The sequence below is a fragment of the Embleya sp. NPDC020630 genome (assembly GCF_044334985.1).
Lineage (GTDB): Bacteria > Actinomycetota > Actinomycetes > Streptomycetales > Streptomycetaceae > Embleya.
The window spans coordinates 98,698-115,245 of the sequence record NZ_JBIRUB010000006.1; the positions used below are offsets into that span (position 1 = coordinate 98,698).

Below are 16,548 nucleotides of genomic sequence, written 5' to 3' on the forward strand. Positions count from 1 at the left end.
AGAATCTACAGTTGTCTGCCGGTTTGTCTGCTCGGGGAGACGCGGCCGGTGTCGGCCTGTGCCACGAAGTCGGCGAATCCCGCGATGGCGCGGGCGAAGGTGCGCGCGGCGAGGGTGAGGTCGCCGATCCCGACCCACTCGTCGGCGCCGTGGGCCTGCTCGATCGAGCCGGGACCGTAGACGACGGTGGGGATGCCGAGACGATTGCGCAGGAAACGGGCGTCGGAGCCGAGCGAGAGGCCGATGAAGCCCTCGTCCTGCGCGGCGCGCGAGCGGGGTCGGGAATGGGAGCGGGTGCGCGGGCGCGGTCGGCACGTGTCGACGAAGTCCGCGAAGGGGTGCGGCAGGGGCAGTTCGGATGCCTCGCAGAAGAACGTCGGCAGTACGCGATAGTCGACGTCGGGGCACCTCGCGTCGATGGTGCGCACGATCGAGGCGTACACGTCGTCGGCGCGCTCCCCGGGCAGCGTGCGCCGGTCGATGGTCAACTCGCAGGCGGGGGCGATCACGTTGGCCGCGACGCCGCCGCGCACCATCGCCACGTTGCACGTCGGGCTGCCGAGCAGCGGGTGTGGCCGGTCGTGGAAGCGGGCCAGGTGCAGGGCGGTGGTGATCCGCGCCGCGTCGGCCACCGCGGAGCGGCCGAGCGCCGGTTCGCCGCCGTGTCCGGCCGTACCGAAGACCTCGATCCTGGCCTGCCAGGAGCCGCGTTCGGCCACCGCGACGCGCAGCCCGGTCGGCTCGGGGACGATGCACGCGTCGGCCCGGACCAGGCCGGCGTCGACGAGTGCCGCCGTACCGTGGGCGCCGCCGGTCTCCTCGTCGGCGACGAGGTGGAAGACGATGTCGGCGTCCGGTGCGAGCCCGGCGTCCAGGCACGCGCGCAGCCCCTCGACGGCGGCGGCGATCCCGCCCTTCATGTCGGCCGCGCCGCGACCGATCAGCCGGCCGCCGCGGACGACCGGGTCGAACGGCGGCGTGGTCCAGTCCGCCTCGACCACCGGCACCACGTCCACGTGGCCGTTGATCAGCAGGGTCGGCCGCCCGGGCGCGCCGGTGCCGTACCGGGCGAGCACCGACGGCCGGCCGCCGATCGACGTGAACACCTCGCCGGCGCAGCCGATCGCCCCCATCAGGTCGAGCAGCGCGGGTACGGCCGCGGCCTCCCGGCCGGGCGGGTTGCGGGTGTCGACGCGCACCAGGTCGGCCGCGGTGCGGGTGACCCGATCCACCCGGACGAAGGCGTCGACGGCGGAATCGGGTGTGTGCGGCGAGGCGCTCGCCATCAGCGGATCACCTCGCTCCGCGGCAGGATCCCGACTTGCGCCAGGCCGCGCGCGAAATCGGCCAATTGCGGGCGTCCGGCGCTCAGTTCGTCGATCAGAGCGCGTCCCGCCTCGACCCGGCCGCTGCGCAGCAGCACCACCGCCCGCCAAAGGTCCGCCTCACGGTTGGCGCCGAGGCCGATCGCGGCGGACGCGAGCGCGGCGATCGCCTCCCGGGCCCGGTCGGCGACGATCCCGGAGGCGTCGCCGATGACCAGGGGCGGGGCGAACAAGGCCGCCCCGATCGCCCGGAAACCGTCGTGGATGGGCAGCAGCCGGCGCAACTCGCCCACCGGGTCGGCGTGGTCGTCGACCCGGATGTCCGCGAGCACGTGCCGCCAGGGCCGCTCGTCCCGGACCGGGCCGACCACCTTGAGCACCGCCGACTGCGACCCCCGCGCGTCTCCCCCGGCCCGTTCGCCCGCGAGCAGCGCCGCGACGAGCCGGTCGGCGTGGGTCGAGGTCGAGGCGCGGTGGGTGGCGAGCATGGCCGTGCACACCGTGTCCGAGGCGAGCATGTTGCCCACCGCCGCCATGCCCTCGCCGCGCGCGACGCCGGTGTGCGGCGCGCAGCCGGTGCCGGTGAAGCAGGCGTAGCGGCCGCCGGCGTCCATCACGATCGCCTGGCGATACTCGGCCTGCGGATCCGCCGACGTGAGCGCATCCAGTACGTCGTCGGGCGTCGCGCCCGCCCGCAGCAGCGCCAGGCCCTCGTGCGGCCAATCCATGTTGGCGAACGCCTGGCTGACCACCACGCCGACGCCGGCCTCGGCGTCGCCCACGACGGAGCCCACGGCGAAGAAGTGCGACTGCGAGGCGAACCCCAGGGAGCCGTCGTCGCGATTGAAGCTCACCATCGAATAGGTCATCGGAATCTCCGATCGCTGTCGTATGCCGTCTCGTGTGCCGCTGGGGGGCGGCCGGCCCCAGGGCGCCGGGTCCGGCCGCCCGTCGTCTCAGCCGCCGGCGCGTCCCGGAAGCAGCGGAAGCAGTTCGCGCGCGAGCAGGTCGACCTGTGCCTCGGCGTCCTGGTCGGGGTCCGGGCAGAGCGCGACGCGGTCCGCCCCGGCCTCGGCGAGGAGCGTGATCCGCTCGGCGCAGTCGGCGGGAGTGCCGACGACCGCCAACTCCTCGATCCAGGCGTCGGGGATGGCCCGCACCGCGTCGTCGAAGTCCAGTGCGGCCAGCGCCTCGGCCTCGTCGGCGATCCCGTGCGCCTCGGTCATCGGGTTGCGCGGTCCGGCGAGCAGGTACAGCCCGAACAACTCGCGCAGCCGCTCGCGGGCGACGGCGGCGTCCGGGTCGACCGAGCACAGCGCGTACGCCACCAGGTCGTGCCCGGCCCCGGCGCCGCCGGCGGCCACCCGCTCGGCGGCCCAGCGCACGTAGCGCGTGCCCGCGAGCACGGACAGCACCGTCCCGTCGGCCGAACCGCCGGACATGGCAAGCGCCTTGGGGCCTCCGACGCCCGCGAGGATGGGCGGCATCACCGCCGGCGGATGCGCCAGTCGCACCTCGCGGGCCTGATACGACGACGCCTCGACGGTCAGCGTCTCCCCGGCGAGGAGGGTGCGCAGCCCGGCGATGACGTCGCGGACCGAGGCCAGCGGCGTCCGGGACCGGATGGCCATCTGGTCCAGCCAGTCCGGGACCCCGGCGCCGACCCCGGCGCTCAGCCGGCCCGGGTACAGGCCGGCGAGCGTGGCCAACTCCATGGCCAGCAGCGCCGGATGGCGCGAGGTGGTGGGCACGATGCCGATGCCGACCGGGAGTTCGGTCGCGGCCAGGACGGCGCCGGCGGCGGCGATCGCGCCGGTGTAGAAGTAGTCCTCGCCGACCCACAGTTCGTCGAAGCCGCCGCGCTCGGCGGCCCGGGCCGCCGCGACGATCTCGGCCGGTCGTTGCGAACTACCCAGCACGAGGGCGATCCGTGGGGCGCGTCCGGTGGTGGTCATCGGCTCAGACGCCTTTCGGGAGCGGGTTCCAGGGTGTCCACCCCAGGCCGCGGCTGTCGGTGGAGTCGTCGAACCCGGGCCGCTTCTCGCCCGGGTCGGGCAGCGCGGTGATGTGGGTGTGCCACATGCGCCACTCGGGCGCGCCGGTGCCGCCGTCGCGGTGGTAGATCTCGGTGGCCCGGCCGAGCGTCGCGTCGACCGCGTCGACCGTCCACTCGCCGCCGTCCAGCATCTCCGCGTCGATGGTGAACTCGCAGGCCAGCCAGGCGGTGTCGGCACGGACCTCCAGGCGCATGATCCGGGTCCGCAAACCGCCGGTCTGCGCGATGAGTTCGCGGTACCACTTCCACAACGCGACCTTCTCGGTCATGCCGAAGTACGGGTGCCCGTTGAAGTTGAACATCAGGTACTCGTCGCCGGGCGATGGGAACACCTCGACCATGCGGTCGATGTCCCAGCCGATGTTGGACTCCCACCACTGCCGGTGCAGGCGCAGGATCTCGGCGATGTCCGCCTCGGGCGCGGTGCGTTCCGCGAACGGGCTGTCGGTCATGCTCGACGTTCCTTTCGGGTGATCGGGCCTCGGTCGGGTCGGGGTCGACCCGACCGGGTGCCGTCGACGAGGGAGGCGATGTACGCCGCGACCCGGGCGGGTGCGGTGTACATGGGCAGGTGTCCGTGTCCGACCAGGACGGCGAGCCGGCCGCCGGTCAGGTCCGCGAAGGCGCGGGAGTCCGCGACGGGGCAACCCCGGTCGCCGTCCCCGACGATGGCAAGGGTCGGACAGCGCAGACGGGGCGCCGCGTCCAGGCCGGCGGCCGCGGCGGCGGCCGTCCAGATCGCCGCCGCCGTGTCGTCGGGGTTGACGCTGACGTCGGCCGCGACGGTGGCGAACAGGGCGTCGTCCAGGCCGGGTTCGTCCGCGAGCACGTCCAACACCGCCTGCCGTACGCCCATCGCGGCGATCGCCGCCAGGAACTCCCGGGTATCGCCCGGTTCGGCGGCACGGAAGGCACCGCCCACCGTGGTCACGCTCGCGACCCGGTCCGGGTGCACCGCCGCCAGTTCGACCGCCACGGCGGCGCCGACGGACGCGCCGACCACGTGCACCCGCGCCGCGTCCAGCGCGTCCAGGAGGGCCACACACTCCGCCACCCACCCGTTCACGCCGTAGGCGGCGCGGCGGGGCGACGCGCCGTGCCCGGACAGGTCGATGGCCACACACCGCCAGTCGGCGGGCAGCGCCGCGAGCACGGCGCGCCAGCACCGCGCCCGGAGGTTGGCCGGATGGACGAGGAGCGCCGTGGGGGAACCGGGCAGGCCGCCCTGCCTGAGCAGTGCGGATGTCGAGTGCCCGGCCGCGTCCGCATCCGCGTTCGTGTCCACCGTCGTGCCGAAGACGATTCGTTCCAGGGATGACATCGAGGCTCCCCTCTTCGCTTGGGGCGCCATAGTTACAGTAACGATGTAAGTTTGTCGAGAGCAGAGATCGCGAACCGCCCTAGACTCCGGGGCATGAGTTGGCGAACGATCGGCGATGTCGCGGCCGAGGTCGGGGTCAGTCCCCAGACCCTGCGCGCGTGGGAGAAGCAGGACCTGCTCGTACCGGACCGCACGCCCGGCGGGCAACGCCGCTACGGCCCCGAGCACGTCGGCCGGGCCCGCCGGATCGCCGACCTGCGCCGCAGACACGGCTGGAATCCCGCCGCGATCCGTACCTCACTCGGCGAACCGGACCCCGCCGACGCCACTCCCCCGGCCGCCGACGAACCGGCAGCCGAGGCACCGGCCGACGGCGGTCGGCTGCGTCGCGCCCGGCTGGCGAGCGGCCTGTCCCTGAAGGAACTCGCCGCGCTGACCGGCACGTCCGTATCCCACCTGTCCTCGATCGAGCGCGGCGTGGAACGTGCCTCGACCCAGCTGATCGCCCGGATCACCGACGCCCTCGGTGTCCCGATGAGCAGCCTCGCGTCCTTCGCCCGAACCAACGCCAGCGTGGTCCGCGCCGACGAGCGCGCGAGCGTCGTCCTGGAGGGTGGCGTGCAGTGGGAGGAACTGCTCCTGCCCGGCCACGACCTCGAACCGGCCCTGCTGACCATTCCGCCGCACGGATCCAGCGGCGGCCCCTACTCCCGGCCGGGCGAGTCCTTCGCGTTCCTGATGTCCGGATCGCTCCGCGTCCGGGTCGGCGGCGGACTCGGCGACCACGAGCGGGTCGCCGAACCGATAGACATCGCCGAGGGCGACTCGGTCGCCCTCCCGTCCCGCACCCTGATCTCCTGGGAGAACGTCGGCCGCAAGACCGCCCGGGCGATCTGGATCGAAGTCCTCTCCCCCAATGCCTGGTCCGACCCGATGACCCGACGCATCATCAAGGCCGCGTCCGGCTTCACCCCACCCGGCGACGACCCCGCGCCGGACCGGGCCTGACCGGGCCGCTCACCGAGGACGCGCGCGCCGCGAGCAGCGCGATGTCGTCCTCTCCGGTGTGCGGCGCGAGGCCGAGGAGCACCCCCTCGAGCAGGTCGTCGGGCGTGCCCCCTGCGGGCGGGCGAAGGGCCGCGAGCCGGGCCGGCGAGTCGTCGATGTCCTGGCCCCGGCGCTCGACCAGGCCGTCGGTGTACAGCAGCAGCGTCTCGTCGGGCAGGAGTCGGCGGGTGAGAGGTTCGTAGCCGCGATGGCGACCGCCCGGACGGTCGCTCGGTCGCGAAGGTCCCGGAGCGCGTCACGGCGCCACCGGCGTCGGCCCCGTGGCGGGCCGGCGCCGGTCGAGGCGGGGCTCGGGCGGGTCAGCCCTGGACCTCCTGCAGCCACCGCAGGATCTCGGGGGTCACCGGGTCGACCAGGTCGGTGAACTCCTCGTGCTTGCCCAGGAATTGCTTGACGTAGGGGCAGACCGGGACCACCCGCATCCCGGCCGCGCGCACGTCGTTCAGCGCCTCCCGTACCAGCACGGAGGCCAGACCTCGGCCGGCGAACGCGTCGTCGATCTTGGTGTGATAGAAAACGCGCTGCTCGCCCCGGTCGTGGTACGCCGTGAGACCGGCGAACGCGTCGTCGACGCGGATCTCGTAGCGGTGCCGGTCGGCAACGTTGTGGACGGTGGGTACAACGGCCTGCTCCGTCATCGCGAATCCTTCGTGGGGTGGGGCGGGTTGAGCCGGATTGCGAAAGTTCCACTTTCAACAATCACGATGTTGATGATAGGACGTGCGACGAGGGATCGCGCGATCAAGGAGTGCAGATGACCGAAGCGGTAGTGCCGGCCCAGGACCGACGTGTCTACATCGACAAGCAGAGCCCCGCCGCGTACAAGGCGTTGCTCGCGACCGCCGAGGCCGTGCACGAGGTCGCCGCCGAGGCCGGTCTGGAACGGCCGCTCGTCGAACTGTTGAACATCCGGGTGTCCCAGCTCAATACCTGCGCGTTCTGCCTCGACCTGCACACCCGGACCGCGTTGCGCGCGGGCGAGACGCCGCAGCGGATCGCCGTGCTGCCGGCCTGGCGCGACACCCTGCTGTTCGACGCCCGGGAGCGGGCGGCGCTCGCGCTGGCCGAGGCCACCACGCATCCCGCCGACGCGGGTGCGCAGCACACGGCGTACGAGGCGGCGCGGGCGGTGTTCTCCGACGCCGAGATCTCGGCGGTGATCTGGGTGGCGATCACGATGAACGCGTTCAACCGGGTGTCCGTGTTGAGCAAGCACCCCGTACGCCCGCCGGCCACGAACCGTTCGGTCTGATCCGCGGGGCGGGGGCGCGAGTTCGGCCCGACCCGGGGGGGTGGGTACCGTGCTGCGTGTGATTGTCGTCGACCGACTCGCCCTCGGCTGATGCGTGGGCACGGGCTGCCCGTCGCGATCGTGCACGCGTGTCTGCGCGGAGGCGGCGCGGACGGTCGAGGCCACGGCGGCAGTCCCACCGCCGTGCTCGACGACGTGGCGCTGAGCGATGCCGAGCGGCGGCGGATACCGACCCTGTCGGGCACGTCGCACGCCGTGTTCGTTTCGGTGCGCGAGGAGCGCACCCACGAGCCGGCGGTCTCCCTGCGCTTTTTCACCGCCGAGGGGGAACTGCCCGCGTGCGGCCACGGGACGGTCGCCGCGCTGGCCTTCCTCGCCGAGCGGGCCGAGGGGGACGAGCGGGCCGTACGGGCCGAGGGCGACGAGTATCGGGCCACGCTCCACACGGCGGGGCGCGTCTTCGCGGGCCGGGCCACGCGGCGGGCAACGCACGTCGACGCCACGTTCGACGCCGGCCGCATCGGGCTGCGCGCGGCCACGGCGGGCGAGTGCGACCTCGTCCTGCCCGCGCTCGGCATCGCTCCCGACGCGGTCGCCGCCGACATCCGCGTCGGCTCGCCGGGGCGGTCGCGGTTGCTGGTCCCCGTCGCCGGCCGGTCCGCCCTCGCCGCCCTCGATCCGGATCCGGAACGACTGCGTGCCGCGTGTGATCGGCTCGGCTTCCTGGGCTGCTGCGTCTACTCCGTGCCGACGCCCACCGGCCGGATGGCGGCCCGCGTGTTCGCCCCGTCGATCGGCGTGCCGGAGGACATCGCGAACGCCAACAGCACCGCGTGCCTCGCCGCGCACCTGGCCGATCGGGGGTTCACCGAGATCGCCGTCGAGATGGGCGACTCGCTGGGCAGCCCCGCCACGATCACCGCCGGCACCTCGGGCACGTCGATCCACCTGGGCGGCGCCGCGCGGGTCACCCGGACGGTGCGTCTCCCGCCGGGTTGACCCTCTCCCCGTGTCAGGCGCTCGACTGTCCGCATGTTCGCCTACATGGGCTCCGGCCCCTACTGCTACTCGTCCTCCCTCGCGATGGTGCTCGGCGCCGAGGCCCCCTCGCTCGCCGTCATCGAGACCCTGACCGGCTCGCCCTTCGGCTGCCAACTCATCGGCGGTGTCGTGCCGTTGTTCGATCCGTACGGGTGGGATCCGGACCGGGGCCTCGACGACGCGATCGCGCTCCTCGGCTGGTCCCGCACGCGCGACGCGGGCGGCACGCCCGCGGAGGCCGTCGCCCGGCTGCGGGCGGCCTGTGCCCGCGGACCCGTCCTGGTCGGCCCGGTGGACATGGGCCTGCTGCACTACCTGCCCGAGACGCGAGGGGCGTTCGTCCAGGGCTCGGGGATCGCCGACCCGGGCATCGGGGACGACATCGGCGGTGACCTCGGGGTCGCCGACCACTACGTGGTGGTCCTCGAAGTCACCGACGACACCGTGCTGTTGCACGACCCGCACGGCCATCCGTACGCCACCCTCCCGATCGACCGGTTCACGGCCTCGTGGCAGGCGGAGAAGGTCACCTACACGGACGAACCGTTCGTCATGCGGACCGACTTCGTGCGCCGCGAACAGGTCGCCCCCGCCGAGGCGTTGCGCCGCTCGCTGGCCGCGGCGGTCGGCTGGTCGGGCGGGCGCGAGGACCTGCCGATGCCGGCGGGATCCCTCGCCGGCGGCGCCGCGCTGCAACGCCTCGCCGCCCAGGTGGACGGCGGACTCGCGGCTCAGGTCCGGGTCCTCCTCGAAGTGTTCGCGATCCGCGTCGGCGTCCGCCGGCTCGTCGACGCCGCGACCTGTCTCGCCGGGATCGGCCGGACCGAGGCCGCCTCGATCGTGACCGACCAGGCCCGGATCCTCGGCGGCCTGCAATACCCCCTGGTGATCGGCGACGACCGGGCCCTGGCGGCCGGGTTCCGCCGGCTGGCCCCGACCTACGAGCGCCTGCACGGGGCACTCGCCGCGGCGCTCCCGTAGGGCGCGCCGGCGGTTACCTATGCGTGACGGATTCGCCCGGCGCGGGCCGTGCGTACGTTCGTCGGGCGGGGACGACCGGGTCGGCCGGTCGCACGCGAACGGAAGGGCGATTCGAATGAACGCGGACCCGACCTCTGACCCCACCCGCGACGTGGTGGGCGAACTCCTGCGCCGGATCGGGGCCGGCGACGCCGAGGCGATCGCCGACCTGTACGCCGAATCCGTCGACTGGAAACTGGACTGGCCGCTGGCCGAGCACGGGCGGGCGGCCACGCCGTGGATCCGGCGGCGCACCACGGGTGCCGAGGCCGCCGAGCACTACCGGCTGATCGCCGAACACCACGTGCCGGAACGGGTGGGCACCACGGTCGAGCGGATCCTGGTCGACGGTGCCGACGCCGTCGTGCTGGGCGAGATCCGGCAGACGGCGCGCAGCACCGGGCGGGCGTACACGGCCCGCTTCGCCCTGCACCTGACCGTCGAGGACGGCCTGATCACCCGTCATCACGTGTACGAGGACAGCCTCGCCGTCGCCGCCGCGTTCGACGGCGACGGCGACGGCCTGGCGGGCGACGTCACGCGCTGAGCGAGGCGCCGAGGAAGCCGAGGATCTCCGCCCGCGCGGGCTCGGCCTGTGGCACCAGGCCCGGCAGGCTGAGGAACGCGTGCCCCGCTTCCGGGTATTCGCTCAGCCGCGCGGGCGTCCCGGTCGTGTGCAGTCGTTCGGCGTAGCGGCGGCCGTGATCGGCCAGCGGGTCCCGGGTCGGCACCACCACGAGCGCCGGGGCCAGGCCGCCCGGTGTGTCGGCGTGCAGCGGCGAGAGCGGACGCGGGTCCGTGCCCGCCGGCACCCCGAGCCGCCGGATCAGGTGCAGCACCGGCAGGGCGAGCGTCGGGGTCCGCGCGTACTCCCGCATCGAGTCGTGCTCGAACATCGTGTCCGTGACGTCGACGGCGGGGTTGACCAGAACCTGTGCCCGAAGCGGCAGCCCGGCCTCGGCGGCCCGGATCGCGACCAGGGCGCAGATCAACCCGCCGCAACTCTCGCCAAGCACGGCGGTCCGGGCCGGGTCGATGCCCCACTCGGCGGCGTCTCGCACGACGTGGCGGTACACGTCCCAGCCGTCGTCGACGGCCACCGCCAGCGGATTCGCCTCGTCCACGAGGCGGTGCTCGACCGAGACGACGACCGCGGGCAGCCGGCCGGCGAGCCCGCTGTTGACCCAGTCGCTCTGTACCGCGGTGCCCACGAATCCGCCACCGTGCACGTGGAGCACGAGCGGCAGCCCGGCCCCGGCGTCCTGCCCGCGCCGCCCGTCGTGTTCGGGCGGCGCCGGCCGGTATACCCGCACCGGCAGATCGCGACCGGGCAGGGCCAGAGTCCGCCACTCGATCGTGACGCCGGCCTCCGGCTCTCCGGTGATCGCCCGCGCGGCGTCGGACGCCCGGAAGCGGTTCTCCGCCTCGCGATAGGCGACCAGTTCCTCGGCCGTCAACTCCGACCAGTTCGGCTCCGCCGGCCGCTCGATGGTGGTGACCTCGCTCATGGTTTCTCCTTGCGCTCCGGGTCGTGCTCGACCTGCCCAGGTTTCGCTACCCGAGGTATCGCTACCTCAGGTATCGATACCTAAGGTAGCGCAAAGGGATATCGTGTGGCCATGACATCGACTGCTGCCGCCAGGCCGCCCGGTCGTCCGCGCGCGGGCGTCAACGACGTGGTCTTCGCCGCCACGCTGAACACGGTCCGCGAACTCGGTTACGCGCGCGCCACCGTCGAGCGCATCGCGGTCGCGGCGGGTGTCGCGAAGTCGACCGTCTATCGGCGCTGGCCGTCGAAGGGCGCGCTGATCGTGGACTGCCTGCTGGACGCGTTCGGTCCGGCGCCGCTGGAGGGCGCCGATCGCGCCGAGGCGCTGACCTCGACCATCCGCTGGATCGCGGCGAAGATCGGCGAGCCCGGGGTGGGCGACGCGTTCGCGGGCGTGTTCAGCGACGCGGTCAGCGATCCCGCCCTGCGCGAGATCCTGTCCACGCGGTTCCAGGACCCGTACCGCATCGCGTTTCAGAACGCACTCGGCGAGCCGGAGAACCGGGTCCTGTTCTTCATCGACGTCGTCGTGGGAACCCTGCTGCACCGTATGGGCATGACCGGCGAACCGATGGTCGAGGCCGACGTCACCGCACTGATCGAGATGATCGTGCCCCTCTTCGCCACCAACAGGCCCGCCGATCCGGCCTGAACGATCCCGCCGAAACGGGCCGATCCCTGCTTCGCGGCGACCCGATCCCTGTTTCGGGATGAGCTGGTTCCGGCGCCCGGGGCATGGTCTCCTGGGCGCGGGGCACCGGTTGCCCCGATTCGTCGTCCCGACCATGCGGTGTCGGAACGAACGTCCGACACCTGTGAAGGAGTTCGCAATGTCCGCACCCTCGTTATCGAGGCCGTATACGTCGAAGCCTCGGGGCGCCAGGCTCGGCCGTCGGCTCTGCGCCGCCGCGTGTGCCATCGTGGCCGTGGGCCTGGCCGCACCCACGGCCGTCGCCGCGCCGCACGCCGCGCACAACGCCGCCACACCGCACCACGCCGTCGTACAGAACACCAAGTCGCTCGTGGTGCTCTGGGCCGAGGCCCGGCCGAGTTCGTTCCCGCCGAACAACGGCACGCTGACCATCGGCGGCACCTACACCTGTACCGTCGGCAGCACCGTGCAGGTCGGGTTCAGCTCTCTCCAGATCATGCCGACGGCGATGCCGTCCGGCGCCGGATTCCTGCCGTGCGGCCCGGGCGTCGTCGACGCGAACTGGGAGTTGACCAGCCTCGGCACCCCTGACGTGCATCACGGACACGTGTCCGTCTTTCCCACCTTCGACGGAGCCGGCCAACTCCCGGTGCAGTTGACCGCTTAGCGGCGAACGACCGGCGCCTCGGCGATGCTCAGACGCCGGGGCGCCGACCCGGGGCGGAACCCGGGCCGAGGTCGGCCGGGGCGCCGCCGAGATGGCGGGCGAGGAAGCGTCCGGAGTCTTCCACCTCGAAGGCGGGCACGTCCGTGTGGCCGCCGGTATTGGCGTGCAGCGTCTTGTCCTTCGCACCGAACGCATCGAAGAGGGCCAACGCCCGGTCGCGCGGGATCAGTTCGTCGTCCCACTGGACGAGGAACCCGATCGGGACGGTGATCCGCATCGCCGCCTCCATCAGACTCGTGTGCCCGGCGAGGCCGAACACAGCCGCGCCGATCCGCGGTTCGGCGGCGACGAGCGGGATGCCGATCGCGCTGCCCATGGACAGGCCCCAGTACCCGACCGGGCCGGCAGCGCCGACATGCTCCGAGTCCCGGAGGGCATCCAGGACGGCGCGCCACTCGGGTACCGCCCGGGCGGCCAACCCACCGCTGTACTCGGCCAGTTCGGAACCCAACGGGCGGCCGGTCGCGAGCCGCCGGCGCACGCCGGCGGCGAACTCCTCGTCCCGACGCGTCCTGGGCCGCTCGCCGTGCCCGGGGGCGTCGACGGCCGCCACCGCGAATCCGTGGGCGGTCGCGAACCGGCGGGCCCGCGCGGCCAGGCCCGGGGTTCGCGCATGCATGCCGCCGCCGTGACCGAGCAGTACCAGTGGACATGTGTCGGGAGCCTCGGCGGGCGTCCACAGCACACCCGGGATGTCGCCGAGGCCGAAGGCTCGTTCCGAGACGCCGGCCGAGGTCGTCTCCGACGTGAAACGCATGCGCATGGTGTTCCGCCTTTCGCGGCGGCACCGCGTCGCGGGCCCGCCCTCGCGCGTCCGCCGCCGGTCAGGAGGCCGCGGTCTGTCGAACGATCGCCGGAACGATGGTGTCCCACGTCGCCTCGGGCGGCATTTGGTGGCCCATGCCCGGTACCGGGATCAGCGTACTGCCGGGGATCTCGCGGGCCAGGGCCTCCGCGTGGCCGTACGGGAACAGCGGATCGGCGGTGCCGTGCAGGACGAGCGTGGGCGCGGTGATCTCGCCGAGGCGGGCGCGGATCGGCTCGCCGCCGTCGATCGTCCAGTGGTTGGCCGCAGCGGCGGGGACCGGGCTGCGGTCGAACGCACGCCCCGCGGTCAGCCGCACGCGCTCCTCGTCGACGGGGATGGTTCCGGCGAACGCGTGTTCGGCGGCCAGGAAGTACGCGATGACCGCGTCGCGGTCCGCCCAGTCGGGGGCGGGCGCGGGTTCGGCGAACACCTTTTGCAGGGACTCGCTCATCGGCGGCAGCTCCGGACCGTCGTTGTCGCCGGGGCCGCCCGGGCTGGTGGAGAGCAGGGTGAGCGTCAGGACCCGCTCGGGGGCCCGGAGGGCCAGGCGCTGGGCGAGTCCGCCGCCCATGGAGATGGCGACGATGTGCGCGGCGGCCAGTTCGTACGCGTCCAGCACGGCCAGGGCGTCGGTCAACAGGTCTTCCTGCGTGTACGTCGGCGCGCCGAGCGGGAAGGTGGTCGACTGCCCCGTGTCCCGGGTGTCGTAGCGGATGACGTACCGGCCGGATTCGGCGAGCCGGGCGACGAAGTCGTCGTCCCACCAGTCCCGGGACGCCTCCGCGCCGCCGATGAGCAGGATCGCGGGCGCCGCGGGGTCGCCGAATGCCTGCGCCGCGAGGTCGGCACCACCGGCGTGGACGACGCGCTCGGTCGAGGTGGGGTGGGCGGCGCACATGGATGCCTCCGGTGGAGTGGATGGGGCGATGCGAGAACTGTACTACGACTTTCGAAGCTTGCGCTACGATATTCGTAGCGAGATGCTCTCGTGGCGACACTTTCGAAGGAGGCGGGGATGCCGGCAGCAACTCCCGGCGGCGCGCACGACGGTCGACGCACCTACGGCCAGGCGTGCCCGATCGCGCACGCGCTCGACCTGATCGGCGAGCGCTGGGCCCTGCTCGTGGTGCGCGAACTGCGGCTCGGGCCGAGGCGATACGCCGACATCCAGGCGGCCCTGCCGGGTCTCGGCCCGAGCGTGCTGGCCCAACGGCTGCGCGAGCTGGAGGCCGTGGGCGTGTTGCGGCGGCGCGTGCTGCCGCCTCCGGCCTCCGCCAAGGTGTACGAACTGACCGAGTGGGGCGCCGAGTTGGAGCCGGTCTTCGCGGCGCTGCGGGTGTGGGGCATGCGCTCGCCGGTGGTGCCGCTCCGGGGGGACGTCGGCAGCGACACGGTGTTGCTCGGCCTGCGGGCGTACTTCGTGGCCCGACCGCAGGCCCCGTGGACGGCGGCGTACCGGATCGACCTGAGCCGCGAGACCTACCGCGTCGTGGTCGTCGACGGCGAACTCGTCACGGTCGCCCGCGGCGAGGATCCGGCCGCGCCCGCGCCGGACGTACACGTCGTCGCCGAGGCCGCGACCCTGCAGTCGGTCCTGACCGGGAAGGTCTCCCTGGCATCCGCCCTCGCCGACGCCGATCTGACCGTCACGGGCGACGTGGCGGCCCTCGAACGCCTGGTCGACGCACTGCCGGCGCGCTGAGCCCGTACGGGCGCGGATGCGGGGCGCGCGCGACCGCCGGCTGTCGGACCCCTCTGGGAGCCTGGCGCGCATGGCCCAACCGCTCAAGGACATGATCAACGCGACCTCCGTCGCCACCCTGGCCGACGCCGTCGCCGCCGCCCGCGACGGCTTCCCGCGCGACCGCTTCGTCGCCGCCGCGCTGACCGGGCTGGACGACCTGGAACTCAAGGCCCGCGTCGGCCACGTCGCCCGGGCCCTGCACACGACCCTCGACCTGCCCTTCCCGGCAGCCGCCGAGGTCCTGCGCGCGGCGACCGGACACACCGTCCTGGACATGTGGAGCGGCTGGCCGGCCACCGACTACGTCGCGGTGCACGGCATCGACCACCTCGACGAGGCCATGGCCACGCTCGCCGTGATCACCCCCTTCGCCACGGCCGAGTTCGCGGTGCGGCCCTATCTCGACCGCCACGAGGACGCCGCGCTGAAGGTCATGCGCGGCTGGGCCGAGTCCGCCGACGAGCACCTGCGCCGGCTCGCGTCCGAGGGCACCCGGCCCCGGCTGCCCTGGGGCACGCGGGTGCGCCGGCTGATGTCCCCCGGTCCGACGCTGCCCATCCTGGAGCGGCTGCGCGACGACCCCAGCGAGTACGTCCGGCGCTCGGTCGCCAACCACGTCAACGACATCGCCAAGGACCACCCCGACACGGCACTGGCCATCCTCGGCCGCTGGCACGCCGAGGGCGGCGTACACACCGACCGCGTGGTCCGGCACGCCGCCCGGGGCCTGTTGCGGGCCGGTCATCCCGAAGCGCTCGGCCTGATCGGCGCGGCACACGGCAGCGGCACGGTGGAATCGCTCGTCGTCGCGGACACCGTCACGACCGGCGACCGCATCCCGTTCACCCTCACCGTCCGCGCCGACGCCCCCGGGCCCCTCGTCCTCAAGTACGCGATCGCCCGCGACGGTTCCCACCGCGTCTTCCACTTGGCCGAGCGGGTGGCCAAGGCCGCCGGCGACACCTTCACCCTCGCCAGATCCCACTCGTTCCGCCCGGTAACGACCCGCACCGAACCCCCGGGCTCCCGCACCCTCCACATCATCGTCAACGGCAAACCCCAAGCCACCGCCCCCTTTACCCTGCTCCCCTGACCCCCGCCCCCGCCGGCGCCCCGAGCGGCCGGCACGCGTGGGGCGCGGGAGCGGCGCGCGGGGGCGGCTCTGCGGTGGAAGGTCGGCGGGCGCCTCGTCGCATCCCTCGAACCGGCCGCCACGCGTGCCTGTCGCGTCGGCGACGACTCCCGCCCCGGGATCGTGACGCTCGATCTTCGGCTGCGGGACGTCACCAAGGTCCGGTTCGATTCCGGCGACGCCCTGGGCGTGGTGCTTCGAGCGGAGGCGGGTGGGGTGTCGGTCGGCAGCGGCGAGTGTGGGCTGCTCCGGGCGGCGGCGGCCGAGGTTCGCGTGGACGACCGCTACCGGGATCCGTCCCCCGCCGCTGAAGGCCGGGCAGTTCGGTTCGACGAAGCTCCGCGGCAGGGCCGGCTGGGCGTGCATGCGCGGGTCGCCGCGGACCTGCTGCGCCGGGCCATGCTGGAGATGCGGCTGGTTGCGTCCGCCGAGTACGCGTCCCGGGTCCCCTTACGGGATTTCCACCGGGCGTTCGCCGGTGCGGGCGCGGCCGTCGTCGGGGCCGGCGCGCATCGTCTGCCGTATCGCCGCGAAGCCGCCTTTCGCCGGCTGGTCGGGACCTGGATCCGCCGAGGTGGTCCGGCGCTCGCCGAGTGGTTCGCGACGACGCTGCGGGACACCGGCCACGGGGCCGTCGCCTCCCTCCCCCGGTCCCCGAGCCCCGACCGTGGAGCACGCCGACCCGGGCCGATCTCCGCTTGGCCCGGTACACCCCGGCCCGGGCATCCCGCGAAGCCTCCGCGCTCGTGCGTCCGGCCGTGCCGCCCGACCCCGAAACCGCCGAGAACCCCCCTGGCGCCTGGTCGCCGTACAACGCACCGATCCCGCCGGCTTCCGGCTCCGCGCCGAGGCG

The 16,548-nt window shown here is 73.5% G+C and carries 19 protein-coding genes; 9 read left to right on the forward strand and 10 right to left on the reverse strand.

What is annotated here, in order from left to right; translation table 11 throughout:
• Nucleotides 1-5: 5 nt before the first annotated feature.
• The 5 genes from ACH4XV_RS21795 to ACH4XV_RS21815 all read right to left on the reverse strand — a co-directional run bounded on the left by ACH4XV_RS21795 (nt 6) and on the right by ACH4XV_RS21815 (nt 4,702).
• Nucleotides 6-1,286, reverse strand: coding sequence for a M20 family metallopeptidase (locus ACH4XV_RS21795; protein WP_395792193.1), 1,281 nt, complete (start codon nt 1,284-1,286; stop codon nt 6-8).
• On the reverse strand, nt 1,286-2,194 hold the full coding sequence (locus ACH4XV_RS21800; RefSeq protein ID WP_395792195.1) for a DUF1028 domain-containing protein: 909 nt from the start codon (nt 2,192-2,194) through the stop codon (nt 1,286-1,288). Before ACH4XV_RS21800 ends, ACH4XV_RS21795 begins: the two co-directional genes overlap by 1 nt.
• 87 nt (nt 2,195-2,281) lie before the next feature.
• Nucleotides 2,282-3,280, reverse strand: coding sequence for an LLM class flavin-dependent oxidoreductase (locus ACH4XV_RS21805; protein ID WP_395792197.1), 999 nt, complete (start codon nt 3,278-3,280; stop codon nt 2,282-2,284).
• Between the two features lie 4 nt (nt 3,281-3,284).
• Entirely contained in the window at nt 3,285-3,833 is a 549-nt protein-coding gene (locus tag ACH4XV_RS21810) for a YybH family protein (protein WP_395792199.1), read from the reverse strand.
• On the reverse strand, nt 3,830-4,702 hold the full coding sequence (locus ACH4XV_RS21815) for an alpha/beta fold hydrolase (protein ID WP_395792201.1): 873 nt from the start codon (nt 4,700-4,702) through the stop codon (nt 3,830-3,832). Before ACH4XV_RS21815 ends, ACH4XV_RS21810 begins: the two co-directional genes overlap by 4 nt.
• 93 nt (nt 4,703-4,795) lie before the next feature.
• Here ACH4XV_RS21815 and ACH4XV_RS21820 point away from each other — a divergent pair, with 93 nt between their 5' ends.
• Nucleotides 4,796-5,710, forward strand: a complete 915-nt coding sequence (locus tag ACH4XV_RS21820) for a MerR family transcriptional regulator (RefSeq protein ID WP_395792203.1) — start codon at nt 4,796-4,798, stop codon at nt 5,708-5,710.
• Here ACH4XV_RS21820 and ACH4XV_RS21825 read toward each other — a convergent pair.
• The gene (locus tag ACH4XV_RS21825) at nt 5,670-5,927 is read right to left on the reverse strand and encodes a SpoIIE family protein phosphatase (RefSeq protein WP_395792926.1); all 258 of its coding nucleotides are present in this window, start codon (nt 5,925-5,927) and stop codon (nt 5,670-5,672) included. The two genes, ACH4XV_RS21820 and ACH4XV_RS21825, sit on opposite strands and share 41 nt — an antisense overlap.
• 142 nt (nt 5,928-6,069) lie before the next feature.
• Nucleotides 6,070-6,408, reverse strand: a complete 339-nt coding sequence (locus ACH4XV_RS21830; protein ID WP_395792205.1) for a GNAT family N-acetyltransferase — start codon at nt 6,406-6,408, stop codon at nt 6,070-6,072.
• Nucleotides 6,409-6,524: 116 nt separating this feature from the next.
• Here ACH4XV_RS21830 and ACH4XV_RS21835 point away from each other — a divergent pair, with 116 nt between their 5' ends.
• The 4 genes from ACH4XV_RS21835 (at nt 6,525) to ACH4XV_RS21850 (ending at nt 9,630) form a co-directional block, all read left to right on the forward strand.
• On the forward strand, nt 6,525-7,022 hold the full coding sequence (locus tag ACH4XV_RS21835) for a carboxymuconolactone decarboxylase family protein (RefSeq protein ID WP_395792207.1): 498 nt from the start codon (nt 6,525-6,527) through the stop codon (nt 7,020-7,022).
• A gap of 90 nt (nt 7,023-7,112) precedes the next feature.
• On the forward strand, nt 7,113-8,021 hold the full coding sequence (locus ACH4XV_RS21840; protein ID WP_395792209.1) for a PhzF family phenazine biosynthesis protein: 909 nt from the start codon (nt 7,113-7,115) through the stop codon (nt 8,019-8,021).
• A gap of 33 nt (nt 8,022-8,054) precedes the next feature.
• A complete protein-coding gene (locus tag ACH4XV_RS21845) occupies nt 8,055-9,044 on the forward strand; it encodes a hypothetical protein (RefSeq protein ID WP_395792211.1) in 990 nt (329 codons plus the stop codon).
• A gap of 115 nt (nt 9,045-9,159) precedes the next feature.
• Nucleotides 9,160-9,630 (forward strand): nuclear transport factor 2 family protein, encoded by a 471-nt coding sequence (locus ACH4XV_RS21850; protein ID WP_395792213.1) that lies wholly within the window; start codon nt 9,160-9,162, stop codon nt 9,628-9,630.
• On the opposite strand, the gene ACH4XV_RS21855 is transcribed toward ACH4XV_RS21850, so the two are convergent.
• A complete protein-coding gene (locus tag ACH4XV_RS21855; RefSeq protein WP_395792215.1) occupies nt 9,620-10,591 on the reverse strand; it encodes an alpha/beta hydrolase in 972 nt (323 codons plus the stop codon). The genes ACH4XV_RS21850 and ACH4XV_RS21855 overlap by 11 nt on opposite strands.
• A 111-nt stretch (nt 10,592-10,702) precedes the next feature.
• Here ACH4XV_RS21855 and ACH4XV_RS21860 point away from each other — a divergent pair, with 111 nt between their 5' ends.
• Together ACH4XV_RS21860 and ACH4XV_RS21865 are read left to right on the forward strand one after the other, a co-directional pair.
• A complete protein-coding gene (locus tag ACH4XV_RS21860; RefSeq protein ID WP_395792217.1) occupies nt 10,703-11,284 on the forward strand; it encodes a TetR/AcrR family transcriptional regulator in 582 nt (193 codons plus the stop codon).
• Nucleotides 11,285-11,462: 178 nt separating this feature from the next.
• Nucleotides 11,463-11,951, forward strand: a complete 489-nt coding sequence (locus ACH4XV_RS21865) for a hypothetical protein (RefSeq protein ID WP_395792219.1) — start codon at nt 11,463-11,465, stop codon at nt 11,949-11,951.
• 28 nt (nt 11,952-11,979) lie between these two features.
• On the opposite strand, the gene ACH4XV_RS21870 is transcribed toward ACH4XV_RS21865, so the two are convergent.
• Both ACH4XV_RS21870 and ACH4XV_RS21875 read right to left on the reverse strand, forming a co-directional pair.
• Complete coding sequence (locus ACH4XV_RS21870; protein WP_395792928.1) at nt 11,980-12,768, reverse strand: alpha/beta hydrolase; 789 nt, start codon at nt 12,766-12,768, stop codon at nt 11,980-11,982.
• Between the two features lie 67 nt (nt 12,769-12,835).
• Entirely contained in the window at nt 12,836-13,717 is an 882-nt protein-coding gene (locus ACH4XV_RS21875; RefSeq protein WP_395792221.1) for an alpha/beta fold hydrolase, read from the reverse strand.
• 117 nt (nt 13,718-13,834) lie between these two features.
• Between ACH4XV_RS21875 and ACH4XV_RS21880 the strand changes: the two genes are divergently transcribed.
• Both ACH4XV_RS21880 and ACH4XV_RS21885 read left to right on the forward strand, forming a co-directional pair.
• Nucleotides 13,835-14,521, forward strand: coding sequence for a winged helix-turn-helix transcriptional regulator (locus tag ACH4XV_RS21880; RefSeq protein ID WP_395792223.1), 687 nt, complete (start codon nt 13,835-13,837; stop codon nt 14,519-14,521).
• Nucleotides 14,522-14,591: 70 nt separating this feature from the next.
• Nucleotides 14,592-15,656, forward strand: a complete 1,065-nt coding sequence (locus ACH4XV_RS21885; protein WP_395792225.1) for a DNA alkylation repair protein — start codon at nt 14,592-14,594, stop codon at nt 15,654-15,656.
• Nucleotides 15,657-16,548 lie beyond the last annotated feature (892 nt).